The sequence below is a fragment of the Nocardioides sp. CCNWLW239 genome (assembly GCF_037137035.1).
Taxonomy (GTDB): Bacteria; Actinomycetota; Actinomycetes; order Propionibacteriales; family Nocardioidaceae; genus Nocardioides.
The window spans coordinates 176418-199614 of sequence record NZ_JBBBNW010000007.1; the positions used below are offsets into that span (position 1 = coordinate 176418).

Genomic DNA, 23197 nt, shown 5'->3' on the forward strand with positions numbered 1-23197 from the left:
TCACCCCCCCCGCCGCGGCGACTGTCTGGTCGGCCGAGACGTCGTTTTGTTGGCCCGTGTTGGAAACCGGTGGCAAACGCGCCCCACGTACGTGACGCCTCGGCCGACGGGGGTGACGCCTCGGCAGGTTGATCAGTGCCGGGTGACTGAGACTCTGCGAGTATGAGTGCATGGAGCTGCGCCATCTTCGCTACTTCGTCGCGGTCGCCGAGGAACGCCACTTCGGCCGGGCGGCGCAGCGGCTCCACATGGCACAGCCACCGTTGTCGCAGCAGATCCGCCAGCTCGAGGCCGAGCTCGGGCTGACCCTGCTCACCCGTACGACACGACGGGTCGACCTGACCCCGGCCGGGGCCGCCTACCTGGACCGGGCCCGGGAGATCCTCGGTGCCGTCGACGCCGCCGCGCACGAGGCGGCCAGCATCGCCTCGGGGCGGCGCGGGCGGCTGCTGATCGGATGCGTCGGATCGGCGACGTACTCGCTGCTTCCGGCGCTGGCACGCACCCTGCGCGCGGAGCTGCCCGAGGTGGAGGTCGGGTTCCGCGGCGAGATGCTGTCGCCGGACCAGGCCGCGGCGCTCGTTGACGGCAGCCTCGACCTCGGCCTGCTCCGTCCCCTGCCCACGGACCCCTTCCCCGGCCCTGACCTCACGGTCACTCACCTCCGCCAGGAGAACCTGCTCGTGGCGATGGCGAAGGAGCATCGGTTCGCTGGACGTCGCCGGGTACGCATCGCCGACCTCGACGGCGAGGGCCTCGTCATCCACGCCGGTGGCGGTCGCTCGGCCATGAACGCGATGATCCAGGACCTCTTCGACGAGGCCGGGATCACCACCCACATCGCCCACGAGGTCGCCGAGACCTCCACCCTGGTCACCTTCGTCGCCGCCGGCCTCGGGGTCGCCATCGTGCCCGAGCCGACCGCCGCACTCGCCGTCCCGGGCGTCGTGTACGTCCCCCTCACCGGCACCCCTGGCGTCGAGCTCGTCGCCGCCACCCGCGCCGGCGACGAGAGTCCCCTGCTCGCCCGCGCGCTCACCATCCTGGCCGGCCTCAGCGCCGACTGACCGCCATGGGGTAGTCTCCCCCACCGAAGGTGGCAGATGATCCAAGGAGGTGAGACCCGTGTACGCAGTCAACGCGTGGGTGCTCCCCTCCGAGCCACGGGAGATCGGCTGACCTAGGAGCCGTCGTGAGTGCCCAGCACTCCCGAAAGGCATTCCTATGGAACAAACCTCTGCGTCGGTGCCGGCCGACGTCACCCGACGACCCGACGGTCGCACCTACCTGAGCATCGACGCATGGACGTCCGATGTGTTCGTCACCACCGCACGCGAAGCCGTGTCCAGGCTGCCGCGTCCTGCCTTCACCCTGGTCGACGAAGCCGACACCGATGGGCTCTCGCTCTGGGAGTCTGCGGGCTTCGCGGAACATCGTCGTGAGGCGGTCTTCGTCCTCACCCCGCAGCCAGCTCCGCCACCATCGGGTGTGACCGTCGAACCGTTCGGCACGACCGATCCGGAGCGGCTCGCGACGTTGTACGGCCGCATTCGCGACGAGGTGGACACCGAGCTCGGCTGGCACCGCATGCCTACAGAGCTCGTCGACCCGCTCACATCCCTCGATGCCTCTCATTATGCGGTGGCGAGGCGGGATGGAACGGATGTGGGTCTTGTCCGGGTGACCGGTCGCGACCGTCAGCCGCGAATCGGTCTGGTGGCCGTGCTCCGGTCTGAGCGGCGTCGCGGCGTCGGCACGGCACTGATCGCTTACGCGCTCGACGTGCTGCATCGGCGCGGCGTCGACGCGGCGATCGCCGAGGTCGACGAGGGCAACAGGCCGGCGCTCGGCCTGGCTTCACGATTCGAGGCCGTGCGCACGGGCGGGCTCATCGAGCTGGTGTGCCGATGAGTGGCGGGATCAGGATCGAAGGCTCCGTGACGGAGTGTCTACGCTCCGCGACCTTCCGGGTCGAGCTGGAGAACGGCCACGAGATCCTCGCGCACCTGGGCGGGAAGCTCCGGAAGCACTACATCCGGATCGAGCTGGGCGACCGAGTTCAGGTCGAGCTCACGCCCTACGACCTCGACCGAGGCCGGATCACCTACCGCTACCGACGATGAGCTGCAGCTCGTGAGATCACGCCGAGTCGGCTCGTCATGACGAGCCGACTCGGCGAGCGGAACGCTAGCGGCAGCGCAGGGTCTGGGACGGGGTCACGCCGTAGGCCTGGCGGTAGGCGGCGGCGAAGCGGCCGAGGTGGGTGAAGCCCCAGCGGTAGGCGATCTCGGCGACGGTGTCGCCGCGGCTGGCGATGAGGTCGGCGTGGACGCGTTCGAGCCGGATCTCCTGCAGCCGCTGGGTCGGGGTGCGGCCGAGGTAGCGCTGGAAGCCCTGCTGGAGGCGACGGATGCCGACATCGGCCTCGCGGGCCAGGTCCGAGACGGTCCACTCCCGGGCCGGGTCGGCCTCCATGGCCTCCACGACCCGGGAGACGATGCGGGGCTGGACGGAGCCGACGGCGGGCTCCTCGGGGAAGCAGGCGGCGACGAAAGCGGCGGTCAGCGTCCCGGCCAGCCGGACCCGGACCCGTTCGTCGCCCACCAGGGCTGGGTTGCGCATCGCCTCGGTGCCGAGCGAGCCGAGCAGGCCGATCCAGGCACGGGCACCGTCGGCGCGCAGGTCGAGCTGCGCGGGCAACCGGTCGGTGTGCAGGCCGACCAGGGCGGCGACCTCCTCGACCAGGTAGTCGCGCTCGACCCGCATCCCGACGATCGAGCAGTCGGCCGACCAGCGGGTCATCTTCGTCGGGCGGTCGGGTGGGCACACGGTCGCCTGACCGTCGAGCGAGAGTACGTGGGCGCCGCCGACGTCGGCCTCGAGCACCCCGCTGCGTGGGACGTTGACCGCCCAGGCACCCGGATGGTCCGACTCGACCGCCACCTCGGCTCCCCACCCGATCCGGGTCAGCCGCACCGGGCCGAGGTCGACCGCGCGCAGCTCGGCGGGCCGAGCCGGCCGCCCGCGCATGGTCAGCGCATGCGGGAAGTAGGCCCGCGAGACCTCGTCGGAAAAGGTCTCCATGTCACCGGACGACCCGGTGAGAGTGCTGGTCACGCCCATCTGTCACCCCCTAGTGACGTCCTTCACAGTAACAGCGCACCGGCCCGTCGCCGAGAGCGTCCGGAAACCAGGTGCGCAATCCGGACAGGCCCTTCGCCCAGCGGATCGCCGCTCTGCTGATCCGGACCTAGCGTCGTCCTCCGACGTGACCGCCGCCACACATCTCGTGGCCCGAACGAAGGAGGAGCTCCATGGATCCACGCACCCTGCGGTCGACCTTCGGCCGCTTCGCGACCGGTGTCACCGTCATCACCTGCCGGACCCCCGACGGCGCCCACCACGGCGCCACGGTCACCGCCTTCACGCCGATCTCGCTCGACCCGCCGCTGGTGCAGGTCGCCCTGACGCGTACGTCGAAGGCGGCCGCCTACCTCGACGGGTCCGCGTTCGCGGTCAACGTGCTCGCGGCCGACCAGAGCGATGTCGCCATGCACTTCGCCGGACGCCCGTGCGGCGACCCGCTCCCCTGGCGCGAGGGCGCGGCCGCGCCGCGGCTCGGCGGAACGGCCGCGACGCTGGTGTGCCGGCCGTGGCGTACCGACGACGGCGGGGACCACCTGCTGTTCCTCGGCGAGGTCGTCGAGGTGATCACCACCGACCGCAAGCCGCTGCTCTTCCACGACAGCGCCTTCCACCACATCGGCAACCCGTCCTCGGAGGTCGTCTGGCTCGGCTGCCAGGACGACCCGCACACCGGCTGGTTCGACGCGACCGCGTCGTTCACCGCCGTCGCGACTCCCGCGATCCCGCGATCCACCCACTACTGACGCCAACGAACAGCCAGACCAAGGAGAGAACCATGACCGACACCCTCGCCCCGGAGACCCAGCTCGACGGCCCACCGACCGTCAACCCGGCCGCCGGCTCGCCCGCCAACAAGCAGACCAACTTCGCCTCGCGGCCGATGACCGGCGACGAGTACATCGAGAGCCTGCGCGACGGGCGCGAGATCTACCTGCACGGCGAGCGGGTCGAGGACGTCACGACCCACCCGGCCTTCCGCAACCCCGTCCGGATGACCGCGCGCCTCTACGACGCCCTGCACAGCGGCCCCCACGTCGACGAGCTCACCGTGCCGACCGACACCGGCAACGGCGGCGTCACGATGCCGTTCTTCAAGACCCCGACCTCCTCGGCCGACCTCCTCAAGGAGCGCGACGCGATCGCGCGCTGGGCGAAGATGACGTACGGCTGGATGGGTCGCTCCCCCGACTACAAGGCCAGCTTCCTCGGCACCCTGCACGCCAACAAGGAGCTGTACGCACCGTTCCAGGACAACGCCGAGCGCTGGTACCGCGAGTCCCAGGAGAAGGTCCTCTACTGGAACCACGCGATCATCAACCCGCCGGTCGACCGCCAGCTGCCGCCGGACGAGGTCGGCGACGTCTACATGAAGGTAGAGAAGGAGACCGACGCCGGCCTGATCGTCTCCGGCGCGAAGGTCGTCGCGACGGGCTCAGCGATCACCAACTACAACTTCATCGCCCACTACGGCCTGCCGATCCGCAAGAAGCAGTTCGCGCTGATCTGCACCGTGCCGATGGACGCACCCGGGATCAAGCTGATCTGCCGCTCCTCCTACACCGAGCAGGCCGCGAAGAACGGCGAGCCGTTCGACTACCCGCTCTCGAGCCGGATGGACGAGAACGACACCATCTTCATCTTCGACAAGGTGCTGGTGCCCTGGGAGAACGTCTTCATGTACGGCGACGTCGACCGGATCAACGCCTTCTTCCCGCAGTCGGGGTTCCTGCCCCGGTTCACCTTCCAGGGCTGCACGCGTCTGGCCGTCAAGCTCGACTTCATCGCCGGCCTGCTGATGAAGGCGCTCGACGCCACCGGCTCGGGCGGCTTCCGCGGGGTGCAGACCCGGGTCGGCGAGGTCATCGGCTGGCGCAACCTGTTCTGGTCGCTGACCGAGTCGATGGCCCGTGACCCCGAGCCGTGGGTCGGCGACGCGGTGATCCCGAAGCTGGAGTACGGCCTGACGTACCGGATGTTCATGATCCACGGCTATCCACGGGTCAAGGAGATCATCGAGCAGGACGTCGCCTCCGGGCTGATCTACCTGCCGTCGGGCGCGGCCGACTTCAAGAGCCCCGAGGTGCGGCCGTACCTGGACAAGTACGTCCGTGGCTCCAACGGCATCACCGCGGTCGACCGGGTGAAGGTGATGAAGGCGCTGTGGGACTCGATCGGCTCCGAGTTCGGCGGCCGCCACGAGCTCTACGAGCGCAACTACTCCGGCAACCACGAGAACGTGAAGGCCGAGCTCCTCTTCGCCGCTCAGAACCGCGGTGACGCGGAGGCGATGAAGGGGTTCGCGGACGAGTTCCTGGCCGAGTACGACCTCGACGGCTGGACCGTTCCGGACCTGTTCTGACCCGCTGATCCCAGCTGGCTGACGGGGCGGCGTCCGACCGGGCGCCGCCCCGTCAGCGAAGGATGAGCCAGAGCCCCACCGCGGAGGGGACGACTCCGAGGACCAGCCACGGCGTGAACGGGCTGCGGCGGTGGATGAGGAAGCCGCCGGCCAGGCCGAGCAACCCGAAGCCCGCGGCGATGACGCACAGCCCGATCCGTGAGCTCTGGTAGACCGGGTCGATCGCCACGGCCCCGATGACCAGCCCCACCACGAGGTGGGCGACGGTGAACACGACGAGCACGGACGCGACCCACTGCTTCACCTGGGTGAGCGACTTGTCGTTGACGGGCCGGATCGGGTTGTCCGGGTCCATCAGGTGGCGTGGTCGTCGCGGTTGGTCGTTCACGGTCCCATCCTCGCAGATGAACTGTTTGCACACAAACTGTTGGTACACTAATCAACATGCCGACGAAGAAGGACCCGCTCTCGGAGATCGAGAACCCGCTGGCGCTCGATCAGCAGGTCTGCTTCGGCCTCGCCGTCGCCGCGCGCAGCGTCATCGCTCTCTACCGCCCCCTGCTCGAGCCCTTGGGTCTGACCCACCCGCAATACCTGGTCATGCTCGCGCTCTGGGAGGAGGAGTCGCTCCGCGTCTCCGAGCTCGGCCGCAAGGTCCAGCTCGACCCGGGCACCCTCTCCCCCCTCCTGAAACGCCTCGAGGCCCAGGACTACATCCGGCGCGAGCGCAACAAGCACGACGAGCGTTCCCTCGCCGTGGTGCTGACCGATCGCGGACGCGCCCTTCGCGACGACGCCGAGAAGATCCCACCCGCGATCGTCGAGCGTCTCGACATGAGCGTCGAGGAGCTCACGGAGCTCCACCGCCGGCTGCTGGACGTCATCGCCGCGGCGACCAGATGACCACAAAGAGGCATAGGTCACCTATGTAATCGGAAGACACCGCCCCGCACCAGCGTTATTTGAATGTTGGATCAAATAACGCCCGGACCCAGGCCCGGACAGATGCGAGGAGGAAGACATGACGTTCGACAACAAGGTCGCCCTGGTGACCGGTGGCGGTAGCGGGCTCGGGGAGGCGATCGCGAAGGAGCTCGCCGGACTGGGCACGAAGGTCGTCATCACCGACATCAACCTCGACGCCGCGACCAGGGTCGCCGAGGAGATCAAGGCCGTCGGCGGCGAGGCGAGCGCACTGCGAGCCGACACCGCGAAGGCCGAGGACGCGGAGCGCTCGGTCGCCTTCGCCGTCGAGACGTACGGGAAGCTCAACTACGCCGTCAACAACGCCGGGATCGGCGGGGCCGCGGCGCCGGTGGGCGAGCTGGACACCAGCAACTGGGACCGCGTCGTCGGCATCAACCTCTCCGGGGTCGCGTACGGCCTGCGCTACCAGATCCCGGAGCTGATCAAGGCCGGCGCCGGCGAGTCCGCCATCGTCAACATGGCCTCGATCCACGGCGAGGTGGCTGCCCTCGGCAACGCCGCCTACACCGCGACGAAGCACGCGGTCGTCGGTCTCACGAAGAACGCCGCCGCCGAGTACGGCCCGGCCGGACTGCGTATCAACGCCGTCGGCCCCGGCTACATCGACACCCCGCTCGTCCAGGCCGCCGCCGACGACAGCGCCCGCGAAGCCCTGGCCGCCAAGCACCCGCTGGGCCGGCTCGGCCGCCCCGAGGAGATCGCCACGGTCGTCCGGTTCCTGCTCTCCGAGGACGCCTCGTTCGTCACCGGTGCGTACTGGCTGATCGACGGCGGCTACACCACCGTCTGACCCGCGCAGCGCCCGTCAGCGGGAGACCAAGGTGCCCGCGAGCGAGTCGAGGACGCCGGGGACGATGGAGAAGTAGGCCCACCGTCCGCGCTGCTCGCGGGCGACCAGGCCGGCCTCGACCAGCAGCTTCATGTGGTGAGAGACGGTCGGCTGAGACAGTCCGACCGGCTCGGTGAGGTCGCAGACGCACGCTTCCTGTCCCTCGGAGGCCGCGATGATCGAGAGCAGCTTGACCCGGTTGGGGTCGCCGAGCGCCTTGAACATCCGCGCCAGCGCCTCGGCCTGGGCGTCGTCGAGGACGCCCGCCGTCACTGGCGAGCAGCACACGACAGCATGGGACTGAAGGACGGGAGGAGCGGTCATGACCAGCAGTCTACCGAAAGATATTGACGAACGTCGATACGTCCCCTAGTGTCGCGGTCATATCGACGTTCTTGAATCCGAGGAGCATCATGACCGACCTGCCTGTTGCCGTCATCGGCGCCGGACCCCAGGGCCTCGCGGCCGCCGCCCATCTCCTCGAGCGTGGCCTCACCCCGCTCGTGCTCGAGCAAGGGTCCGAACCCGCCGCGGCCGTGGCCGAGTGGGGCCACGTGCGTCTCTTCTCTGCCTGGCCCGAGCTCGTCGACAAGGCCGCCGCCCGACTTCTGGAGCCGACCGGCTGGGAGGCGCCGGCCAAGGGATACCCGACCGGAGCTCAGTGGCGCGAGCGATACCTGTCCCCGCTCGCCGACTCCCTCGGCGACCACGTCCGCTACGGCACCACGGTCACCGGCGTCTCCCGCAAGGGCCGCGACCGGCTGGTCGACGCAGGTCGCGCGGAGCAGCCGTTCGTCCTGCATGTGACCAGCGCCGACGGCAGCGAAGAGCACATCGAGGCGCAGGCGGTCATCGACGCCTCCGGCACCTGGCGCCGGCCCAGCCCGGCCGGTGCCGACGGGCTCCCGGCGCTCGGCGAGCGCGCCGCCCACGCGGCCGGCAGAGTCGCCTACGCGGTGCCCGACCGGGCCGACGCCGCAACCTACGCCGCCAAGCACACGGTCGTGATCGGTGCCGGCGACTCGGCGTTCAACGCCGTCAACGAGCTCACCGCCATCGCCAAGGAGCACCCGGGCACGAGGATCACCTGGGCGATCCGCCGCGCGGTCTCGACCAACACCTTCGGCGGCGGCGAGGCCGACGAGCTGCCGGAGCGGGGTGCCCTCGGCGTACGCGCCAAGAAGGCGGTCCAGGACGGCACCGTCGAGCTGGTCACCGGGTTCCGCACGGAACAGATCGTCGGGCGTGCCGACGGCGCCACGATCACCGCCGAGGACGGCCGCATGATCGAGGCCGACCAGATCGTGGTCCTGACCGGCTACCGTCCCGACCTCGGGTTCCTGAGCGAGATGCGCCTCGACCTCGACCCGACGCTGGAGGCGCCGCGCAACATCGCGGTCCAGATCGACCCCAACCTGCACTCCTGCGGATCGGTCAGCGCGACCGGTGCGAAGGACCTCGCCCAGCCCGAGCCCGACCTCTATCTGGTCGGCATGAAGTCCTACGGCCGCGCGCCGACGTTCCTGGCGATGACCGGCTACGAGCAGGTACGCAGCGTGGTGGCCGAGCTCGCCGGCGACCACGACGCGGCCGCCCGGGTCGAGCTGGAGCTCCCGGACACCGGGGTCTGCGGCGGCGCCGGGGTGTTCGACGACCCGGACAGCACCACGTCAGGCGGTGGCTGCTGCGGCCCGTCCGCCCCCAGCGAGGAGCTGTTCACGATCAGCCGGGCGCCGATCACGCTCTCGTGATCGATGGCTCAGCGGTGACGCCCAGCTCGCCGAGCAGACCGAGCACTCGCTGCTCGATCTCGTCGCGGATGCCGCGTACGTACTCGATGCCACCGCCCTTCGGGTCGGTGACCTTCCAGTCCTCGTAGCGCTTGCCGGGGTAGAACGGGCAGGAGTCGCCGCAGCCCATGGTGATGACCACGTCGGCACTACGGACGACCTCGTCGGTCCAGGGCTTGGGGAACTCCCCGGAGATGTCGATCCCGAGCTCGGCCATGGCCTCGACGGCGACCGGGTTGATCGACGCGGCGGGTGCGGAGCCTCCGGACCAGCCGATCGCCCGGTCGCTGGCGTAGTGCTGGAAGAAGCCGAGCGCCATCTGGGAACGGCCGGCGTTCTCGATGCAGAGGAACAGCACGGCCGGGGTGCCGTCGGTGGGGGTTGCGTCCATCAGGGTCTCTCCTTGCGCGGTACGTTGTGAGGGGTCAGGAGTCGAAGCGCGAGGCGAGCGCCCGGACGCGGTGCTCGAGTTCGACATACGCAGCATCGAAGGCCTCGGGGCCTTTGCCGACGGGGTCAGGAATCGACCAGTGCAGCTCGCCAGGGACCTTCGGGGTCTCGTGAGCACGGTCGCAGACGGTGACGACCAGATCGTTCGGGTCGAGGACGTCGTCGACATGGCTCGGCTCGACGACCGGTAGATCCAGGTCATGGCGGGCGGCGGCCTCGACGGCCCCGGGGTTGATGCGGTCTGCGGGATGCGTGCCGGCCGAGGCGGCCGGGATCGCGCTGACCTGGCGCCACAGCGCCGCGGCCAGGTGCGACCGAGCCGAGTTGCCGGTGCACACGAACAGGACACGCCTGGGCACCGCCACGGGGGACGCGGTGCCCAGGCTCTCGAGCGTGTCCTGCTCGAGGTGCAGGTAGGTCCGTCTCCCATCACCCTCGGACTGATGGCGGGACACGACACCCGCGCTCACCAACGCCTGGACGTGGTGGGCAAACAAGTTCGACGGGACATTCAGCATCCCGGCGAGCTCGGTGGGGGAGGCATCACTGATCTGGAGGTTGTCGACGATCCGAAGCCGTACTGCGTCACCGAGCGCCGCGTAGATCTTGGCGCGGCGTTCCAGCGTCGAATATCTTTCAACCTCCATTGACTCAATGTTGACTGAGTAATCGTCGGACGTCAAGAATGCGGCGCATGACCTCGACTCTCCCCCGCCGTCTGCTGGCCGAACTGGTGGGCACGGCGCTGCTCGTCGCCGTGGTCGTCGGTTCCGGCATCGCTGCCGAGCAGCTCTCGCCCGGCGATGTCGGTCTGCAACTGCTCGAGAACTCGATGGCGACGGTCTTCGGGCTGGCGGCACTGATCCTGATGCTCGGCCCCGTCTCGGGAGCCCACTTCAACCCGGTGGTCTCGATGGCCGACTGGTTCCTCGGGCGCCGAGCAGGCACGGGACTCTCGCTCGCCGAGGTCGGCGCCTACGCGATCACCCAGGTCGTAGGCGGAATCGGCGGCGCGCTGCTGGCCAACGTCATGTTCGACATCGACCAGGCGATCTCGACCAAGGACCGTTCCACCGGCGGGCACTTCGTGGCCGAGATCGTCGCCACCGCCGGTCTGGTGGCGTTGATCTTCGCGCTCGTACGCAGCGGCCGCGGCGCCCTCGCGGCGCCCGCGGTCGGCGGCTACATCGGGGCGGCCTACTGGTTCACCAGCTCCACCTCGTTCGCCAACCCGGCGGTCACGATCGGCCGGATCTTCTCCGACACCTTCGCCGGCATCGCGCCGGGGTCGGTCGCTCCGTTCATCCTGGCGCAACTCGTCGGCCTTGTTGTCGGCGTACTCCTGATCCTTGCTCTCTACCCCGACGCGAGCGACCGCGCCGACGACGTCGACACTGGTCTCTGACGGAGCTCTGCACCGACCGGAACGGACACCCATGACGCCCGAGAAGATCCGCACCGGCGACGTCATCCCGCTACGGGAGGCGACGCGCGCCTGGTTCTCGATCTCGTTGCAGACCTTCGGGGGCCCGGCGGGTCAGATCGCCGTCATGCAGCACAAGCTCGTGGACGAGAAGCGCTGGATCGGGCAGCAGCGCTTCCTGCACGCCCTCAACTACTGCATGCTGCTGCCCGGCCCCGAGGCCCAGCAGCTGGCCATCTATGTCGGCTGGCTGCTCAACGGCACCCTCGGCGGGCTGATCGCCGGCATCCTGTTCGTGCTCCCGGGCGTCGTCGCCCTCCTCGCTCTCTCGGCGCTGTATGTCGGCGCCGGATCCACCGCAGTCGTGGCCGGGCTGTTCGCCGGGCTCGCTCCTGCGGTCATCGCGATCGTGGTCCAGGCCGTGCAGCGCGTCGGCACCCGGGCTCTGCACCATCCGCTCCTGGTGGTGATGGCGGTCGCCTCGTTCCTCGCGCTCACCGTCTTCAAGGCCCCGTTCCCCGTCGTGATCATCGTCGCCGGCCTGCTCGGCTGGCTGATCGGCGCCCGAGTGCCCGGCTTCGTCCAGAGCAAGGGCCACGGCAGCACCGACGACGGCCCGGCTCCGCTGATCAGCGACGACGCCCTCCATCACGACGCCCCCTCGAAGGTTCGCGGCCTGAAGATCCTCGTCCTCGGGCTGGTGCTGTGGTTCGCTCCGGTGGCGCTGGCGGCGGTCGTGTTCAGCCGCGACAGCGTCTTCGTCGACCAGGGCCTGTTCTTCTCGGGGGCCGCCGTGGTCACCTTCGGAGGCGCGTACGCGGTCCTCGCCTACGTCGCGCACCAGGCTGTCAACGTCTTCGGCTGGCTGAAGGCCGGTGAGATGGTCCGTGGTCTCGCGCTCGCCGAGACGACGCCAGGACCGCTGATCATGGTGGTGCAGTTCGTCGCCTTCGTGGGCGCCTATCGCAACCCGGGCTCGCTCGACCCGTGGGTCGCCGCCGTCATCGCCTCCCTGCTGGTGACCTGGGTGACCTTCGTGCCGTGCTTCCTGTTCATCTTCCTCGGCGCGCCCTACGTCGAGCGGCTCCGGAACAACCACCATCTCACCGCGGCGCTCACCGGGATCACCGCGGCGGTGGTCGGCGTGATCGCCAACCTCGCGCTGTTCTTCACGCTGCACACCCTCTTCGACCGCTCTCGGACCCTGACGTGGGGACCGCTCGACCTCGACCTCCCCGTCCTGTCCTCCTGGGACCCGGTCGCGTTCGCGATCACGGCGGTCGCGATCGCGCTGGTGTTCTGGCGCCGGTGGTCCACGCTGCGGACCCTCGGCGCCTGCGCGCTGCTCGGCCTCGCCTCGATCCTCATCCCTCGCTGACCGCGGTGAGCAGATGCGGCCAGGCCGAGGAGGCCGGGTCGCCCCAGGCAGCGTGGTCGGCGTCGTCGACCACCTCGAGACGTACGCCGGGGTGGGCGGCCGCGTAGCGCTCGGTGATCGCGAGCGGGATGACGGTGTCGGCGGCGCCGTGCAGGATCCGCACAGAGACCCGAGGGGCGAGCCCGACCGGGTCGGCAGCGGCGTAGGCCTCGGGGGTCTCGGCCGGCGTGCCGCCGAGGAACTCATCCACCGCACCGTCTCCGAGGCCCTCCTCGCTCATCGCCGCCAGCGCGGCGGCAGGGGCCAGCGCGACGACCCCGGTGACCAGGGTGTTCGGGCGCGAGGCCGCCCAGAGGGCGAGCTGGCCGCCGGAGGAATGCCCGACCAGCGTGAGCCGGCGGGGCGCGTCGTTGTGGACCGTCCACTCCCGGCCGCTGAGCTGGATCGACTCGATCGCCGTCTCGACGTCCTCGAAGGCCTGCCGCCACTGGCCGGGACCGTGCCGGTACTCCACCGTCGCGGTCAGGTGGCCCGCCTCCGCGAGCGCCCGGCCGGCCGCCCAGGTGCGCATCCGGTCGGAGTCGCGCCACATCCCGCCGTGGAGCAGCAGGACGAGCGAGTCGGTCGGCTCGGCCGGCTCGAAGACGTCGGCTACCTGCCGGGCGGTGGCGCCGTAGCGCATCGTCGCGTCGGGAAAGGTGGTGTCGGTCAGGTGTGCTGTCCGGGTCATGACTTCTCCTTGGTGTGGTCCTTGTCGAGCAGCGCGCTGACCGCGAGTCCGACCACCAGCCCCCAGAAGGCGGAGCCGATGTTGAAGACGGTGATGTCGGCGACGGTCACCAGGAAGGTGACCAGCGCGCCGGTCACGTGGGGTCCGCTGAATGCGGTCTGGAAGGCACCTTGGAGCGGCTTGAGCATCGCCAGGCCGCCCAGGGTGGCGACGTACGCCTCGGGCATGGTGGTGATGACCCGGACCATGCCGGGAGCGAGCAGGCCGAACGCGATCGCGAGTACGCCGCACCAGACCGCCGCCGCATAGTGCCGCCGGCGCTCGCCGGAGGCGGTGACCAGCGCGTTGGTCGGTCCGGCGAGGCAGGTGGAGACGCCACCGAACGGGGCCGCGACCAGCGACGTCACCCCGCACCAGCCGGTCACCTGGTTCATCCGCGGGTCGTGGCCGGCGGCGCGCAGCACCGCCATGCCCTGGCCGTTCTGGACGATCAGGACGGTGACGAGCAGCGGGATGGTCAGCTCGACGAAGGCAGACCCGGTGAAGGTGGGCGTGGTCCAGACGGGATCGATCACCCACCTCCCGGAGACCTCGACGGCCGGCCGGTCGGCGAGGCTCACCGCGACGGCGCCGACCGCCAGCGCCACCAGCACCGCCGGGAGCCAGCGGGCCAGCCGCGGGACCGCGCTGACCGCGACGAAGGCGACCACCATGGGGCCGGCGATCGCGAGGTCGCGGTCGACGGCGAGGACCAGGTCGGTGCCGAAGCCGAGGAAGACACCCGCGACCATCGCCATCACGATCGGCATCGGGAGCAGGTGCATGATCCGGTCGACCTGCTTGGTCAGGGCCAGCGCGACCAGCAGGGCCCCGGCCAGGCAGAACGCACCGACCGCCTCCGGCCAGCTCGTGCCGGCGGCCATCGCCTGGCCGACGACCACCGTGCCGGGGATCGTCCAGAAGTAGACCAGCGGCTGTCGGCTCCAGCGCGACGCGACGATCGTCAGGACGCCGTTGAGGCAGAAGACCGCGCTCACCCAGGAGGCGACGACACCGGCGGAGAGGCCGGCGCCCTGGCCGACGGCGAGAATGACCGCGACCGGGCCGGTGCACGAGAACAGGAACCCGATGAAGCCGTTGACCAGCTCGTGACGGCCGAGGTCTCTCCTCAGTCCTGTCGGTGCGTCCCGGACGTCGAGGTCGGTGCTCATGGCTCCTCCGTCGGCTCGGCCGCCATCGCGGCGAGCTCGGTCCGGCTGCGTACGCCGAGCTTCGCGTAGATGCGGGTCAGGTGGTATTGCACGGTCTTGGGCGAGACGAACAGCTGCGCAGCGACCTCGCGGTTGGAGAGGCCCGAGGCGACCATCTCGGCGACGGTCTCCTCCTGCGGGGTCAGGTCGACCGGGCCGCGCCGGCCGCGTGGTGCCCGCACTCCCCCGGCGCGCAGCTCACGCTCGGCGGAGTCGACGTACATCGAGGCTCCCAGCCCGTCCCACAGCTCGCGGGCCGTGGAGAGCAGCGCCTCGGCGTCCCGGCGGCGGCCGGCCCGACGCAGCGCCTGTCCGTAGGCGAAGGTGACCCGAGCGCGCTCGTAGCGCAGCGGCAGCCCGTCGAGCAGCTCGAGGGCTCGGTCGAAGGTGTCGCGGACCCCCGCGAGGTCGCCATGCGCGCCGTGCCAACGGCCACGCGCGGTGGCCAGCCTGGCCTGGGCGGAGCGGTGCTCCTCCTCGCGGGCACGGGTCTCGTGCGGGCGGAGGAACTCGTCGGCCTCGTCGAGCCGGCCCTCCGCGATCAGCGCGGCGGCGTACGTCTCGGCCCACGGCCAGATCGCCGGCTCGCTCAGCGCGCTGCCGGCCGGGGCCTGGGTGAGCGGCTCGAGGATGCGCAGCACGGCGCGGTAGTCGCTGCGCGCCTCGGCGATGCGGGCACGGGTAAGGAGCGCGGGGACCCGCATGATCTCGTAGCCCTGGGCGCCGACCTCGGCGGCGCGAGCGGTGCGGGCAGCGTCCTCCCAGCTGCCCCGCAGCAGGTGCGTCTCGGTGGCGGTCCATTCCAGCAGGGGCGTGACGAGGGCGATGCCCGACGTCGTGGCGAGCGCTCGTCCGGCGGCGACCGTCTGCAGCGCGGCGTCGCCCTCGCCGGTCAGGAACTGCACCCGTGCGAGCCAGGCCAGCGCCCACATCGCGATCCGCGTCGATCCGCCCAGGATCCGCGGGTCGGTGACCCCCTCCAGACGGCTGCGGGCCTCGTCGGGCTCGTCGGTGAGGACATCGAGCCAGCCTCGTCCCATGGTGACCCGCTGGGTCTGGGCGCTGTGGCCGACGCGGCGAGCGGCTGCGGCGTACGCCTCATGGGCCTTCTCGAACCGGCCCGACATCGCCAGCCCGAGCCCGCGGATCGCCGCCGCCTCGACGCCCGCGGCCGAGTCCCGGCCGGCCAGCGAGATGGCCCGGTCGGCCCACGTGACCAGCTCCTCGCCGCGGCACAGCGCCAGCGAGTGGAGGACGTGGCGGGTGGCGATCAGCGCGGCCGTCTCCGGCTCCCGCTCGGGGTTGACGATGTCCCAGGCGCGCTTGAGCCGCACCTCGGCCTCGGTGGCCCGGCCGCGCAGGATCGCCAGATAGGCGAGCACGGCATCGCGCAACGGTGTCTCGCGCAGGCTCTCGACCACCGGCACCAGCGCCGCGGCACCCATGCCGTCACCCGCCGCGACCAAGGCGTCGACAGAGCGGATCAGTCGGTCGTCGCGCTGCAGCGGATCCTCGGTGAGCCGGCTGGAGTCGCGGTAGAGGGCGGCAGCCTGCGCCCAGGCGCCCTCGTCGCCACGCCGTTGCGCCAACCGGGCGACCTCGTCGGCGAGCGCGGCATCCGGCACCGGTGTCGCGGCCACGAGGTGGCGAGCCCGGAGGACCTCGTCGTCGACGATCGCAGCGGCGCGCTGGTGCGCATCGGCGGCCCGACGAGTGCCCATCGTCGCCAGCACAGCGGCTCCGACCAGCGGCGTACGCCATCGGGGGCGGTGCTCGTGGATGGTCTCGACGAGCCCAGCAGCGGCCAGGGCGTCGACGGCCGCGAGCGGGTCCTCGAGGCCGGCCAGGGTCGTGGCCTGCCCGAGCGAGGCGTCCTCACCCAGGATCGCGAGGGCCTCCGCGAGGGCGCGCCCGTCGGCGCCGCACCCGGCGAGCGCGAGCTCGACCTCGGAGCGTACGTGGGCGGGTGCCGGCAGGGGGGTCTCGGGACGTGCCCAGCGGCTCGGCGGGAGCTCGTCGAGCAGGGCGACCGCATCGCGCGGGCTGCCCGCCGTGTGCCGGGCGAGGACCTCGGCCATCGCCGGGTGCAGGACCCGCCCGCGCAGGGCGGCGAGCTCGCCGACCGCGGCGGCGGCCAGTCCCTCGATGCGTACGGTGTCGGCGGCGATCTCGCCGAGGAACGGGGTGCTGCGGGTGGCCGCCAGCACCACCAGCACGGGTGATTCCTGGTGCCTCCGCAGGGCGGAGGCGATCGCCTGCAGCGAGAACGCGTCGGCGAGGTCGGCGTCGTCGACCAGGATCAGGCCGGAGTCCTCCGCACACTCGGCCAGGGCGCGCGCGACCAGGGTGTCGGCCGCCGCGACCGCGTCGGCCGGCGGATCCTCACCGAGCAGCTGGCGCAGCACCGAGCCGGGGCAGTCCTGCTCCCACGCACCCGCGCGGGCCTTCAGGGACGGCGTCGCGATCCGGTCCGCCAGCCCGCGCAGCAGCGCGGTCTTCCCCAGCCCCGGGTCCCCGAGGACCAGAACCGCGGCGGAGCCTTCGGTGCGAGCGAGGGCCAGCCGCGAGGTGAGCTCGACGAGCTCGTCCTCACGACCGACACACCCAGCTCTTTCTATGAGCACGGTCACACCCTAGGCCTCCTCATGCGGGGACACCGTCCTCGAGCGTGGCGCTCACGACGGTGTCCTCCGGGGACCGCGGCACGGCCGCGGTGACCACGGCACCGAGCACCGCGACGCCCGCGAAGATCTGGAACGCGGTCGTGCCACCGACTCCGGCGGCGACCAGGGCCCCACCGATGATCGGCCCGACGATCCCGCCGAGGCGACCGAAACCGGCGCACCACGCGACGCCCGCGCCGCGAGCCCGGGTCGGGTAGAAGTTGGCGACCAGACCGTAGATGAGCACCTGGGTGCCGATCGTGCCGACGCCGGCGATCGCGACCGCCGGGAACAGGACGGCGAGCGGCAGTCCCAGCGGGAGCAGCAACAGCATCAGGCCGGCGAGGACGAAGGTCGTCGAGACCACCTTCTTGGCACCGGTCCGGTCCGCGACGTACGAGGCGAGGAGCCCGCCGACGATGGCACCGCCGTTGAGCACGAGCAGGAACGTCAGTGCGTACGCCTTGCCGTAGCCGTTGTCCTCCATGATCTTCGGCAGCCAGGTGTTGAGGCCGTAGGTCAGCAGCAGACCGGAGAAGCTCATCAGGCCGAGCACGGCCGTCGGGAACGCGAGCGGACGACGGGCCAGGGCGCTGAAGCCGACGGCCTCCTGGACCGTCCCGGTCGACGCGACCTGGCCGCGGGAGTCGAGCCACAGCTGCGACTCGGGCAGCTTGGCGACGGCGAACGGGAGCAGCAGCACCAGCGGCGCCGCGCCGATCGCCATCAGGATCCGCCAGTTGGAGCCGCTCGGGTCGATGATCAGCGCCATCACCGAGGCGGCCACACCGCCGGCGGGAATGCCGCTGTAGACGATCGCGTTGAGCCGGTTCTTCCGCTCCGGCGGCGCGAACTCGGCCACCAGCGCGCCGACGGTCGCCAGGATCGCGCCCAGCCCGAGGCCGGTGAGGAAGCGCAGGATGCCGAAGACGGCGATCGACTGCACGAACGCGGTCGCGGCCATCCCGAGCGAGAACCAGGTGATGCTGGCGAGCACCACCTTGCGGCGGCCGATCCGGTCGCTGACCGCGCCGGCGCTCAGGGCGCCGACGAGCACGCCGACCAGGGCATAGCTGCCCAGCGTCCCTGCCTGGCCCGCGGAGAGCTGCCCGATCTGGGAAGGGTCGGCCATGAGGGTCGGCAGCACCGTGCCGTAGACCACGAGGTCGTAGCCGTCGAACATCAGGGCCAGCGCGGAGAGCGCGACGACCCAGGTGAGCTGACGCCGGTTCTTGTCGTGCGTGTTTTCGGACATGAGGGATCTCCATGGATGACGCGAGCGTGCTCGCGAAGGGAGGGACGGCCCCGAGAGAGGAACCTGGTGGCTTCAGCCGAGGTCACCGCCGGCGACGGGAAGGACCGTGCCGGTGATGTAGGAGGCCTCCTCGGAGGCGAGGAAGCAGATCGCGGCGGCCTGCTCGTCGAGCGTGCCGTAGCGATGCATCAGTGAGGTCTCGAGGGTCTGGTCGATGTGGGCCTGGAACCACGCCTTCTCGGCGTCGGTCCGGGGCGTCGGCGTGCCTCGGGAGATCCGGCGCGGCGGAGCCTCCGTGCCTCCCGGGGCCGTCGCGGTCACCCGGATGCCGGCATCGGCGTACTCCAGCGCGAGTGAGGCGGTGATCGCGTTGATCCCGCCCTTCGCGGCCGAGTACGGGATCCGGTGGATCCCCCGGGTCGCGGCCGAGGAGACGTTGACGATGACGCCGCTCCCCCGCCCGACCATGCCCGGCAGCGCGGCCCGGCAGGCATAGAGCGTGGTCATCAGCGACCGGGTGATCTCGGCGTCGATCTGCTCGGCGGTGAACTCGGTGAACGGCTTGAAGTTGATCGCACCGCCGACGTTGTTGATCAGCACGTCGATCCTTCCGTACGCCGCCAGAGCCTGCTCCACCAGCGCGGCCGCGCCCTCGTAGTGCTCGAGGTCGCACTCCACCGCGCTGGCGGTCGCGCCCTGGCCGGTGAGGTCGTCGGTGATCTCGGCGACCAGCGGGGAACGGTCGGCGAGGACGACCTTGCCGCCCTCGGCCGCCACCCGGCGGGCCACCTGGGCGCCGATGCCCTGGGCGGCCCCGGTGACGACCACGACCTGTCCGGCGAACCTTCCCGGGGTGATGAACCGCGGCCTGGTCGCGGCGGCCGACTCGGCCATCGCGCGCCGCATCGTCTCCTTGGACCGCTCGCTGTGAGCCTTGATCAGGTCGCGGGCAGCGATCCGGTCGCCGCGCTCGAAGGCCTCCACGATGTCGAGGTGGTCCTGGGTGCACTGCGGGTGGCACCAGGTGGCGTTGCGCAGCACGTCCTCCATCCGGCCCTTCACCCCGAGCGCCTGGTAGGCCGCCAGCAGGTGGCCGTTGCCGGTGAGGGTGAACAGGTAGTCGTGGAAGGCCGCGTTGGACTCGGTGTAGCCGTGGGCGTCGAGGAACCTGTCGCCCTCCACGTACGGGAGGGTCGACTCGGCGAGCAGCCGGTAGCCGGCCAGCTGCTGGGAGTCCAGCCGGCCGATGGTCAGATCGAGCGCCCCCACCTCCAGTGCCGCCCGGGCCTCGAAGATCGCGTCGGAGGCGGAGATGTCCGGGTGCTCCTCGCCGATCGTGTAGCCGTCCGCAGTCGTCGAGACGACCGGAGCGAGGCCGAGCGGCGAGCTTGCTCGTCCGCTCGCGCCGAGCGAGGGAGTAACCGCGCGCAGCGCGGAGACGTCGCCCGCGTCGGCCGAAGCGTCAGCGCGGACGGTCGAAGCGTCAGGCAGGTCGGCCGAGAGGTCATCCCGGGTCGGGAACACCTCCTGACCACCGATCCGGCGGGCGTCGCCGGTCACGCTCAGAGCATCGTCCTCGACCACCGCGCCGCTGACTCCGTCGAGCGCGGCCGGCGCGACCAGCTGGCCGGCGATGCGGCGTACGACATCTCCGTCGTCCTGAGCGACGGCGGCCGATCCGGCGGGTCCGAGGTCGACCGCCGGAAGCATCTGCTGCCCGGCGACTGCGCGTGCCTCGGGGTGTGTCTCCAGCTCGATGCGTACGGGTGACGTCTCGGTCGACGGGGCCGACGCCTCGGCCGACGGGGCTGACGCCTCGGCAGCAGGGACGGCGAGGGCGAACTTCTCGTAGTAGAACCCGGTGGGCTCGATGCCGGCGCCGGCGACATGCGTACGTACCGCCTCGACCATCGGCGGCGGGCCGCACAGGTAGATCGCGACGTCGCCGTCGTGCAGGTCCTCCTCACCGATCAGGCTCATCACGTAGCCCTTGTTGGCTGCGGTCGAGGCGGGGTCGGAGACGCAGTGGTCCCAGGTGAAGCCGGGGATCCTCGCGATCAGCTCGCCGACCTCGTCGAGCTTGACCAGGTCGTCGTCGGTGCTGACGCCGTAGACCAGCCGGCCGCCGCGGTCGCAACCGTCGACCTCGAGCTGGCGCAGCATCGAGAGCACCGGCGCGAGCCCGGTGCCGCCGGCCAGCATCAGCACCGGCCGGCGCGCCTCGCGCAGGAAGAAAGAGCCGTTCGGGCCGGTGAAGGTGACCTCGTCGCCGACCGCGGCGCGCTCGGTCAGCCAGGTCGACATCGCACCGCCCTCGGTCAGCTTGACCAGGAAGACGAGCCGCTCCTCGTGCGGGGCGTTCGCGAAGGAGTACGACCGGGTGACGTCGGTGCCCGGGACGGCGATGTTGACGTACTGGCCGGGCAGGAAGGCGAGCTCGCCGCGGTTGGGGATGTCGAGGGAGAGCTCGACGGTGGTCGGGCTCAGCCGGTTCAGGCCGACGACGGTGCCGGTGTAGCTCGCGGCGCCGGTCTTGGCGACCTCGGAGGTGGTGGCGATCTGCAGCGCGAGGTCCGAGCGCGGCTTCATCGAGCACGGCAGGGCGTACCCCTCGGCGGCCTCCGCATCGGACAGCGCGTCCTCGATGTAGGTGCCGCCGTCGTACTCCCCCGACTCGCACAGCGCCTTGCACGTCCCGCAGGCACCGTCGCGGCAGTCCAGCGGGATGTTGATCCGCTGCCGGTAGGACGCGTCGGCGACGGTCTGGTCCTCGCGGACGGTGATGAACCGGGTCACCCCGTCCTCGAACGACAGGGCCACCTGGTGAGTGGCGACCCCCGTGGTCGGCTCGCCAGAAATGGGCTCAGCAGTTGCAGTCATCGCGGCACCTCAGACGTGGTAGATGTCGACGACGTGGTGGATGTAGTCGTTCTTCAGCACCACGGTCTTGCGGCGGATCAGCGGCTGCGAGCCTGCGAAGTCGATCGTGTAGAACGACGTGCCGTAGTAGGGGTCGACGGTCTTGTAGCGGAAGTACATGGTGTGCCAGTTGAAGCGCACGTCGACCAGGTCGCCGCGGCGCTCGATGACCTCGACGTTGCTGATGTTGTGGGACGTACGCGGCTCCGGCAGCGAGGTGGCCGAGGACCGCTCCGTACGGATCCGGAAGACGCGGTCCTCCAGACCACCCTTGTTGGGGTAGTAGATGAGCGACATCTCGGTCTGCGGGTCCTCGGTGAGGAGGTCGGCGTCGTCCCAGCAGGGCATCCAGTAGACGACGTCGTCGGCGTAGCACCCGAGCCACTTCTCGAACTCGCGGTCGTCGAGGAAGCGCGCCTCGCGGTAGAGGAACTGCTCGATCGAGTTCTGGGTGATGAGCTTCGCCCCGGCGGGGGCGTTCTGCGTGAGCGTCATGATCACTTGCCCTTCTCGTTCGCGATGGCCGTACGCATCTGCTCGGCCCACTGCGCGTGCATGACCGGGTAGAGACCCTCGTCCTCGTTCTTGGCGCCGGCGGAGATGACACCCGGCATCTCCAGCGCCTCGGCGACCTCGTCGGGGCCGTTGAGCCAGTGCTCGGCGCCGCGGCTCATGTCGTTCCACGGCGCGGCGGACGCCTGGTAGGTCACGTAGCAGGAGCGGAACTCCTCCAGATCGTCGGGCGTGGCCATGCCGGAGGCGTTGAAGAAGTCCTCGTACTGCCGGATCCGCCAGGCACGCGACTCGGGGCTCTCGCCCTTGGGAGCGATGCAGTAGATGGTGACCTCGGTCTTGTCGACGGAGATCGGCCGGAAGTGCCTGATCTGGGTCGAGAACTGGTCCATCAGATACACGTTCGGGTAGAGCAGCAGGTTGCGGGAGCCCTTGACCATGAACTCACCCTTGGCCTCGCCGAACTTCTCCTTGAGCGAGTCCATCTGGTCCCACAGCGGCCGGTCGGCCGGGTTGGCCGCCCAGGTCCACAGGCACAGGTGACCGTTCGGGTAGGACCAGTAGCCGCCGCCCGCCTTGCCCCAGCTGCCGGCGTCGACGGTCTTGGTGGTGTTCTTCGACTCGCCGGTGTTGCGGCGCGAGGTGGTGGCGGCGTAGTTCCAGTGCGTCGCGGTGACGTGGTAGCCGTCGGCGCCGTTCTCCGCCTGGACCTTCCAGTTGCCGTCGTAGGTGTAGGTCGAGGCGCCGCGCAGGACCTCGAGCCCGTCGGGCGACTGGTCGACGAGCATGTCGATCACCTTGACGGTGTCCCCGAGGTGCTCCTCCAGCGGAAGCACGTCGTCGTTGAGCGAGCCGAACAGGAAGCCGCGGTAGCTGTCGAAGCGGGCCACATGGGTGAGGTTGTGGGAGCCCTCGGTGTTGAAGCTCTCCGGGTAGCCGGCGTCGTCGGGGTCCTTGACCTTGAGCAGGGTGCCGTCGTTGCGGAACGTCCAGCCGTGGAACGGGCAGGTCAGGGTCATCCGGTTGTCGGTCTTGCGCCGGCACAGCATCGCGCCGCGGTGGGCGCAGGCGTTGATCATGCAGTGCAGCTCGCCGTCCTTGTCGCGGGTGATCATGACCGGCTGCCGACCGATGTAGGTGGTGAAGTAGTCGCCGGGGTTCGGCACCTGGCTCTCGTGGGCGAGGTAGATCCAGTTGCCCTCGAAGATGTGCTTCATCTCCAGCTCGAAGATCTCCTCGTCGGTGAAGATCCGACGGTTGGCGCGGTAGATCCCGGCCTCGCGGTCCTCGACCACGGCGTCCGACAGGACGTTCTCGATGTGGCCCAGGCTCTCGGTGAGCGGTGCGGTCATGTGATGCCTCCAACGGGTGACGGTCCTTCGACCTTCGCAGTGAGTGGCGTCCGTCACACCAGGCGAATGCCCAGTTCCGACCTAGGCATCTATTGATCATTCGAATCAATCAATACGCGGCAGTTTCGTCCTTGTTGTTTATCTATCGCGGA

Annotated in this window: 22 protein-coding genes; 10 read left to right on the forward strand and 12 right to left on the reverse strand. The window is 70.3% G+C overall.

Annotated features, from left to right (window positions below; genetic code table 11):
• Window positions 1-170 precede the first annotated feature (170 nt).
• The 3 genes from WBG06_RS23135 to infA all read left to right on the forward strand — a co-directional run bounded on the left by WBG06_RS23135 (window position 171) and on the right by infA (window position 2123).
• The gene (locus WBG06_RS23135) at window positions 171-1067 is read left to right on the forward strand and encodes a LysR family transcriptional regulator (protein WP_336739661.1); all 897 of its coding nucleotides are present in this window, start codon (window positions 171-173) and stop codon (window positions 1065-1067) included.
• Window positions 1068-1245: 178 nt separating this feature from the next.
• Window positions 1246-1911 (forward strand): GNAT family N-acetyltransferase, encoded by a 666-nt coding sequence (locus WBG06_RS23140; RefSeq protein ID WP_336739662.1) that lies wholly within the window; start codon window positions 1246-1248, stop codon window positions 1909-1911.
• Window positions 1908-2123: a translation initiation factor IF-1 gene (gene infA / locus WBG06_RS23145; protein WP_442945499.1), complete on the forward strand. Its 216-nt coding sequence runs from the start codon at window positions 1908-1910 to the stop codon at window positions 2121-2123. The genes WBG06_RS23140 and infA overlap by 4 nt, the downstream gene beginning before the upstream one ends.
• Before the next feature lie 64 nt (window positions 2124-2187).
• Here the strand turns inward: infA and WBG06_RS23150 are convergent, their stop codons facing one another.
• Window positions 2188-3123, reverse strand: a complete 936-nt coding sequence (locus WBG06_RS23150) for an AraC family transcriptional regulator (protein WP_336739666.1) — start codon at window positions 3121-3123, stop codon at window positions 2188-2190.
• A gap of 191 nt (window positions 3124-3314) precedes the next feature.
• On the opposite strand from WBG06_RS23150, the gene WBG06_RS23155 reads away from it, so the two are divergent.
• Both WBG06_RS23155 and WBG06_RS23160 read left to right on the forward strand, forming a co-directional pair.
• On the forward strand, window positions 3315-3890 hold the full coding sequence (locus WBG06_RS23155; protein ID WP_336739667.1) for a flavin reductase family protein: 576 nt from the start codon (window positions 3315-3317) through the stop codon (window positions 3888-3890).
• A gap of 32 nt (window positions 3891-3922) precedes the next feature.
• Entirely contained in the window at window positions 3923-5506 is a 1584-nt protein-coding gene (locus WBG06_RS23160; RefSeq protein ID WP_336739669.1) for a 4-hydroxyphenylacetate 3-hydroxylase family protein, read from the forward strand.
• Window positions 5507-5558: 52 nt separating this feature from the next.
• Here the strand turns inward: WBG06_RS23160 and WBG06_RS23165 are convergent, their stop codons facing one another.
• Complete coding sequence (locus tag WBG06_RS23165; protein ID WP_336739670.1) at window positions 5559-5894, reverse strand: hypothetical protein; 336 nt, start codon at window positions 5892-5894, stop codon at window positions 5559-5561.
• A 56-nt stretch (window positions 5895-5950) separates the two neighbouring features.
• Here WBG06_RS23165 and WBG06_RS23170 point away from each other — a divergent pair, with 56 nt between their 5' ends.
• Both WBG06_RS23170 and WBG06_RS23175 read left to right on the forward strand, forming a co-directional pair.
• Window positions 5951-6409: a MarR family winged helix-turn-helix transcriptional regulator gene (locus WBG06_RS23170; protein ID WP_336739671.1), complete on the forward strand. Its 459-nt coding sequence runs from the start codon at window positions 5951-5953 to the stop codon at window positions 6407-6409.
• A 118-nt stretch (window positions 6410-6527) separates the two neighbouring features.
• A complete protein-coding gene (locus WBG06_RS23175) occupies window positions 6528-7283 on the forward strand; it encodes an SDR family NAD(P)-dependent oxidoreductase (protein WP_336739672.1) in 756 nt (251 codons plus the stop codon).
• Window positions 7284-7298: 15 nt separating this feature from the next.
• On the opposite strand, the gene WBG06_RS23180 is transcribed toward WBG06_RS23175, so the two are convergent.
• On the reverse strand, window positions 7299-7646 hold the full coding sequence (locus WBG06_RS23180; protein WP_336739673.1) for an ArsR/SmtB family transcription factor: 348 nt from the start codon (window positions 7644-7646) through the stop codon (window positions 7299-7301).
• A gap of 89 nt (window positions 7647-7735) precedes the next feature.
• Between WBG06_RS23180 and WBG06_RS23185 the strand changes: the two genes are divergently transcribed.
• Entirely contained in the window at window positions 7736-9073 is a 1338-nt protein-coding gene (locus tag WBG06_RS23185) for an NAD(P)-binding domain-containing protein (protein WP_336739674.1), read from the forward strand.
• On the opposite strand, the gene WBG06_RS23190 is transcribed toward WBG06_RS23185, so the two are convergent.
• Both WBG06_RS23190 and WBG06_RS23195 read right to left on the reverse strand, forming a co-directional pair.
• Window positions 9060-9503 (reverse strand): arsenate reductase ArsC, encoded by a 444-nt coding sequence (locus WBG06_RS23190; protein WP_336739675.1) that lies wholly within the window; start codon window positions 9501-9503, stop codon window positions 9060-9062. The two genes, WBG06_RS23185 and WBG06_RS23190, sit on opposite strands and share 14 nt — an antisense overlap.
• A gap of 34 nt (window positions 9504-9537) precedes the next feature.
• A complete protein-coding gene (locus tag WBG06_RS23195) occupies window positions 9538-10209 on the reverse strand; it encodes an arsenate reductase/protein-tyrosine-phosphatase family protein (protein ID WP_336739676.1) in 672 nt (223 codons plus the stop codon).
• A gap of 47 nt (window positions 10210-10256) precedes the next feature.
• Here WBG06_RS23195 and WBG06_RS23200 point away from each other — a divergent pair, with 47 nt between their 5' ends.
• Both WBG06_RS23200 and chrA read left to right on the forward strand, forming a co-directional pair.
• On the forward strand, window positions 10257-10967 hold the full coding sequence (locus WBG06_RS23200; RefSeq protein ID WP_336739678.1) for an MIP/aquaporin family protein: 711 nt from the start codon (window positions 10257-10259) through the stop codon (window positions 10965-10967).
• A gap of 31 nt (window positions 10968-10998) precedes the next feature.
• Window positions 10999-12363: a chromate efflux transporter gene (gene chrA, locus WBG06_RS23205; protein ID WP_336739680.1), complete on the forward strand. Its 1365-nt coding sequence runs from the start codon at window positions 10999-11001 to the stop codon at window positions 12361-12363.
• Here the strand turns inward: chrA and WBG06_RS23210 are convergent.
• From WBG06_RS23210 to benA, 7 genes are all read right to left on the reverse strand, one after another.
• On the reverse strand, window positions 12350-13093 hold the full coding sequence (locus tag WBG06_RS23210; RefSeq protein WP_336739682.1) for an alpha/beta hydrolase family protein: 744 nt from the start codon (window positions 13091-13093) through the stop codon (window positions 12350-12352). The genes chrA and WBG06_RS23210 overlap by 14 nt on opposite strands.
• A complete protein-coding gene (locus WBG06_RS23215; protein ID WP_336739684.1) occupies window positions 13090-14304 on the reverse strand; it encodes a benzoate/H(+) symporter BenE family transporter in 1215 nt (404 codons plus the stop codon). The genes WBG06_RS23210 and WBG06_RS23215 overlap by 4 nt, the downstream gene beginning before the upstream one ends.
• On the reverse strand, window positions 14301-16967 hold the full coding sequence (locus tag WBG06_RS23220; protein ID WP_336739685.1) for a helix-turn-helix transcriptional regulator: 2667 nt from the start codon (window positions 16965-16967) through the stop codon (window positions 14301-14303). Before WBG06_RS23220 ends, WBG06_RS23215 begins: the two co-directional genes overlap by 4 nt.
• 19 nt (window positions 16968-16986) lie before the next feature.
• On the reverse strand, window positions 16987-18261 hold the full coding sequence (locus WBG06_RS23225; RefSeq protein WP_336739686.1) for an MFS transporter: 1275 nt from the start codon (window positions 18259-18261) through the stop codon (window positions 16987-16989).
• Window positions 18262-18333: 72 nt separating this feature from the next.
• Window positions 18334-21141, reverse strand: coding sequence for a benzoate 1,2-dioxygenase electron transfer component BenC (gene benC / locus WBG06_RS23230; protein ID WP_336739688.1), 2808 nt, complete (start codon window positions 21139-21141; stop codon window positions 18334-18336).
• Window positions 21142-21150: 9 nt separating this feature from the next.
• A complete protein-coding gene (gene benB / locus WBG06_RS23235) occupies window positions 21151-21675 on the reverse strand; it encodes a benzoate 1,2-dioxygenase small subunit (RefSeq protein ID WP_336739689.1) in 525 nt (174 codons plus the stop codon).
• A 2-nt stretch (window positions 21676-21677) separates the two neighbouring features.
• On the reverse strand, window positions 21678-23045 hold the full coding sequence (gene benA / locus WBG06_RS23240) for a benzoate 1,2-dioxygenase large subunit (protein ID WP_336739691.1): 1368 nt from the start codon (window positions 23043-23045) through the stop codon (window positions 21678-21680).
• Between the last annotated feature and the right edge of the window lie 152 nt (window positions 23046-23197).

What these genes read in the sequence shown, in the direction of transcription:
- WBG06_RS23185 (WP_336739674.1), top strand. Translation starts at nt 7,736, where the DNA reads ATGACCGACCTGCCTGTTGCCGTCATCGGCGCCGGACCCCAGGGCCTC.
- WBG06_RS23135 (WP_336739661.1), top strand. Translation starts at nt 171, where the DNA reads ATGGAGCTGCGCCATCTTCGCTACTTCGTCGCGGTCGCCGAGGAACGC.
- WBG06_RS23190 (WP_336739675.1), bottom strand. Translation starts at nt 9,503, where the DNA reads ATGGACGCAACCCCCACCGACGGCACCCCGGCCGTGCTGTTCCTCTGC.
- chrA (WP_336739680.1), top strand. Translation starts at nt 10,999, where the DNA reads ATGACGCCCGAGAAGATCCGCACCGGCGACGTCATCCCGCTACGGGAG.
- WBG06_RS23225 (WP_336739686.1), bottom strand. Translation starts at nt 18,261, where the DNA reads ATGTCCGAAAACACGCACGACAAGAACCGGCGTCAGCTCACCTGGGTC.
- WBG06_RS23160 (WP_336739669.1), top strand. Translation starts at nt 3,923, where the DNA reads ATGACCGACACCCTCGCCCCGGAGACCCAGCTCGACGGCCCACCGACC.
- WBG06_RS23175 (WP_336739672.1), top strand. Translation starts at nt 6,528, where the DNA reads ATGACGTTCGACAACAAGGTCGCCCTGGTGACCGGTGGCGGTAGCGGG.
- benB (WP_336739689.1), bottom strand. Translation starts at nt 21,675, where the DNA reads ATGACGCTCACGCAGAACGCCCCCGCCGGGGCGAAGCTCATCACCCAG.
- WBG06_RS23155 (WP_336739667.1), top strand. Translation starts at nt 3,315, where the DNA reads ATGGATCCACGCACCCTGCGGTCGACCTTCGGCCGCTTCGCGACCGGT.
- WBG06_RS23200 (WP_336739678.1), top strand. Translation starts at nt 10,257, where the DNA reads ATGACCTCGACTCTCCCCCGCCGTCTGCTGGCCGAACTGGTGGGCACG.
- benA (WP_336739691.1), bottom strand. Translation starts at nt 23,045, where the DNA reads ATGACCGCACCGCTCACCGAGAGCCTGGGCCACATCGAGAACGTCCTG.
- benC (WP_336739688.1), bottom strand. Translation starts at nt 21,141, where the DNA reads ATGACTGCAACTGCTGAGCCCATTTCTGGCGAGCCGACCACGGGGGTC.
- WBG06_RS23215 (WP_336739684.1), bottom strand. Translation starts at nt 14,304, where the DNA reads ATGAGCACCGACCTCGACGTCCGGGACGCACCGACAGGACTGAGGAGA.
- WBG06_RS23210 (WP_336739682.1), bottom strand. Translation starts at nt 13,093, where the DNA reads ATGACCCGGACAGCACACCTGACCGACACCACCTTTCCCGACGCGACG.
- WBG06_RS23180 (WP_336739673.1), bottom strand. Translation starts at nt 7,646, where the DNA reads ATGACCGCTCCTCCCGTCCTTCAGTCCCATGCTGTCGTGTGCTGCTCG.
- WBG06_RS23150 (WP_336739666.1), bottom strand. Translation starts at nt 3,123, where the DNA reads ATGGGCGTGACCAGCACTCTCACCGGGTCGTCCGGTGACATGGAGACC.
- WBG06_RS23195 (WP_336739676.1), bottom strand. Translation starts at nt 10,209, where the DNA reads ATGGAGGTTGAAAGATATTCGACGCTGGAACGCCGCGCCAAGATCTAC.
- infA (WP_442945499.1), top strand. Translation starts at nt 1,908, where the DNA reads ATGAGTGGCGGGATCAGGATCGAAGGCTCCGTGACGGAGTGTCTACGC.
- WBG06_RS23170 (WP_336739671.1), top strand. Translation starts at nt 5,951, where the DNA reads ATGCCGACGAAGAAGGACCCGCTCTCGGAGATCGAGAACCCGCTGGCG.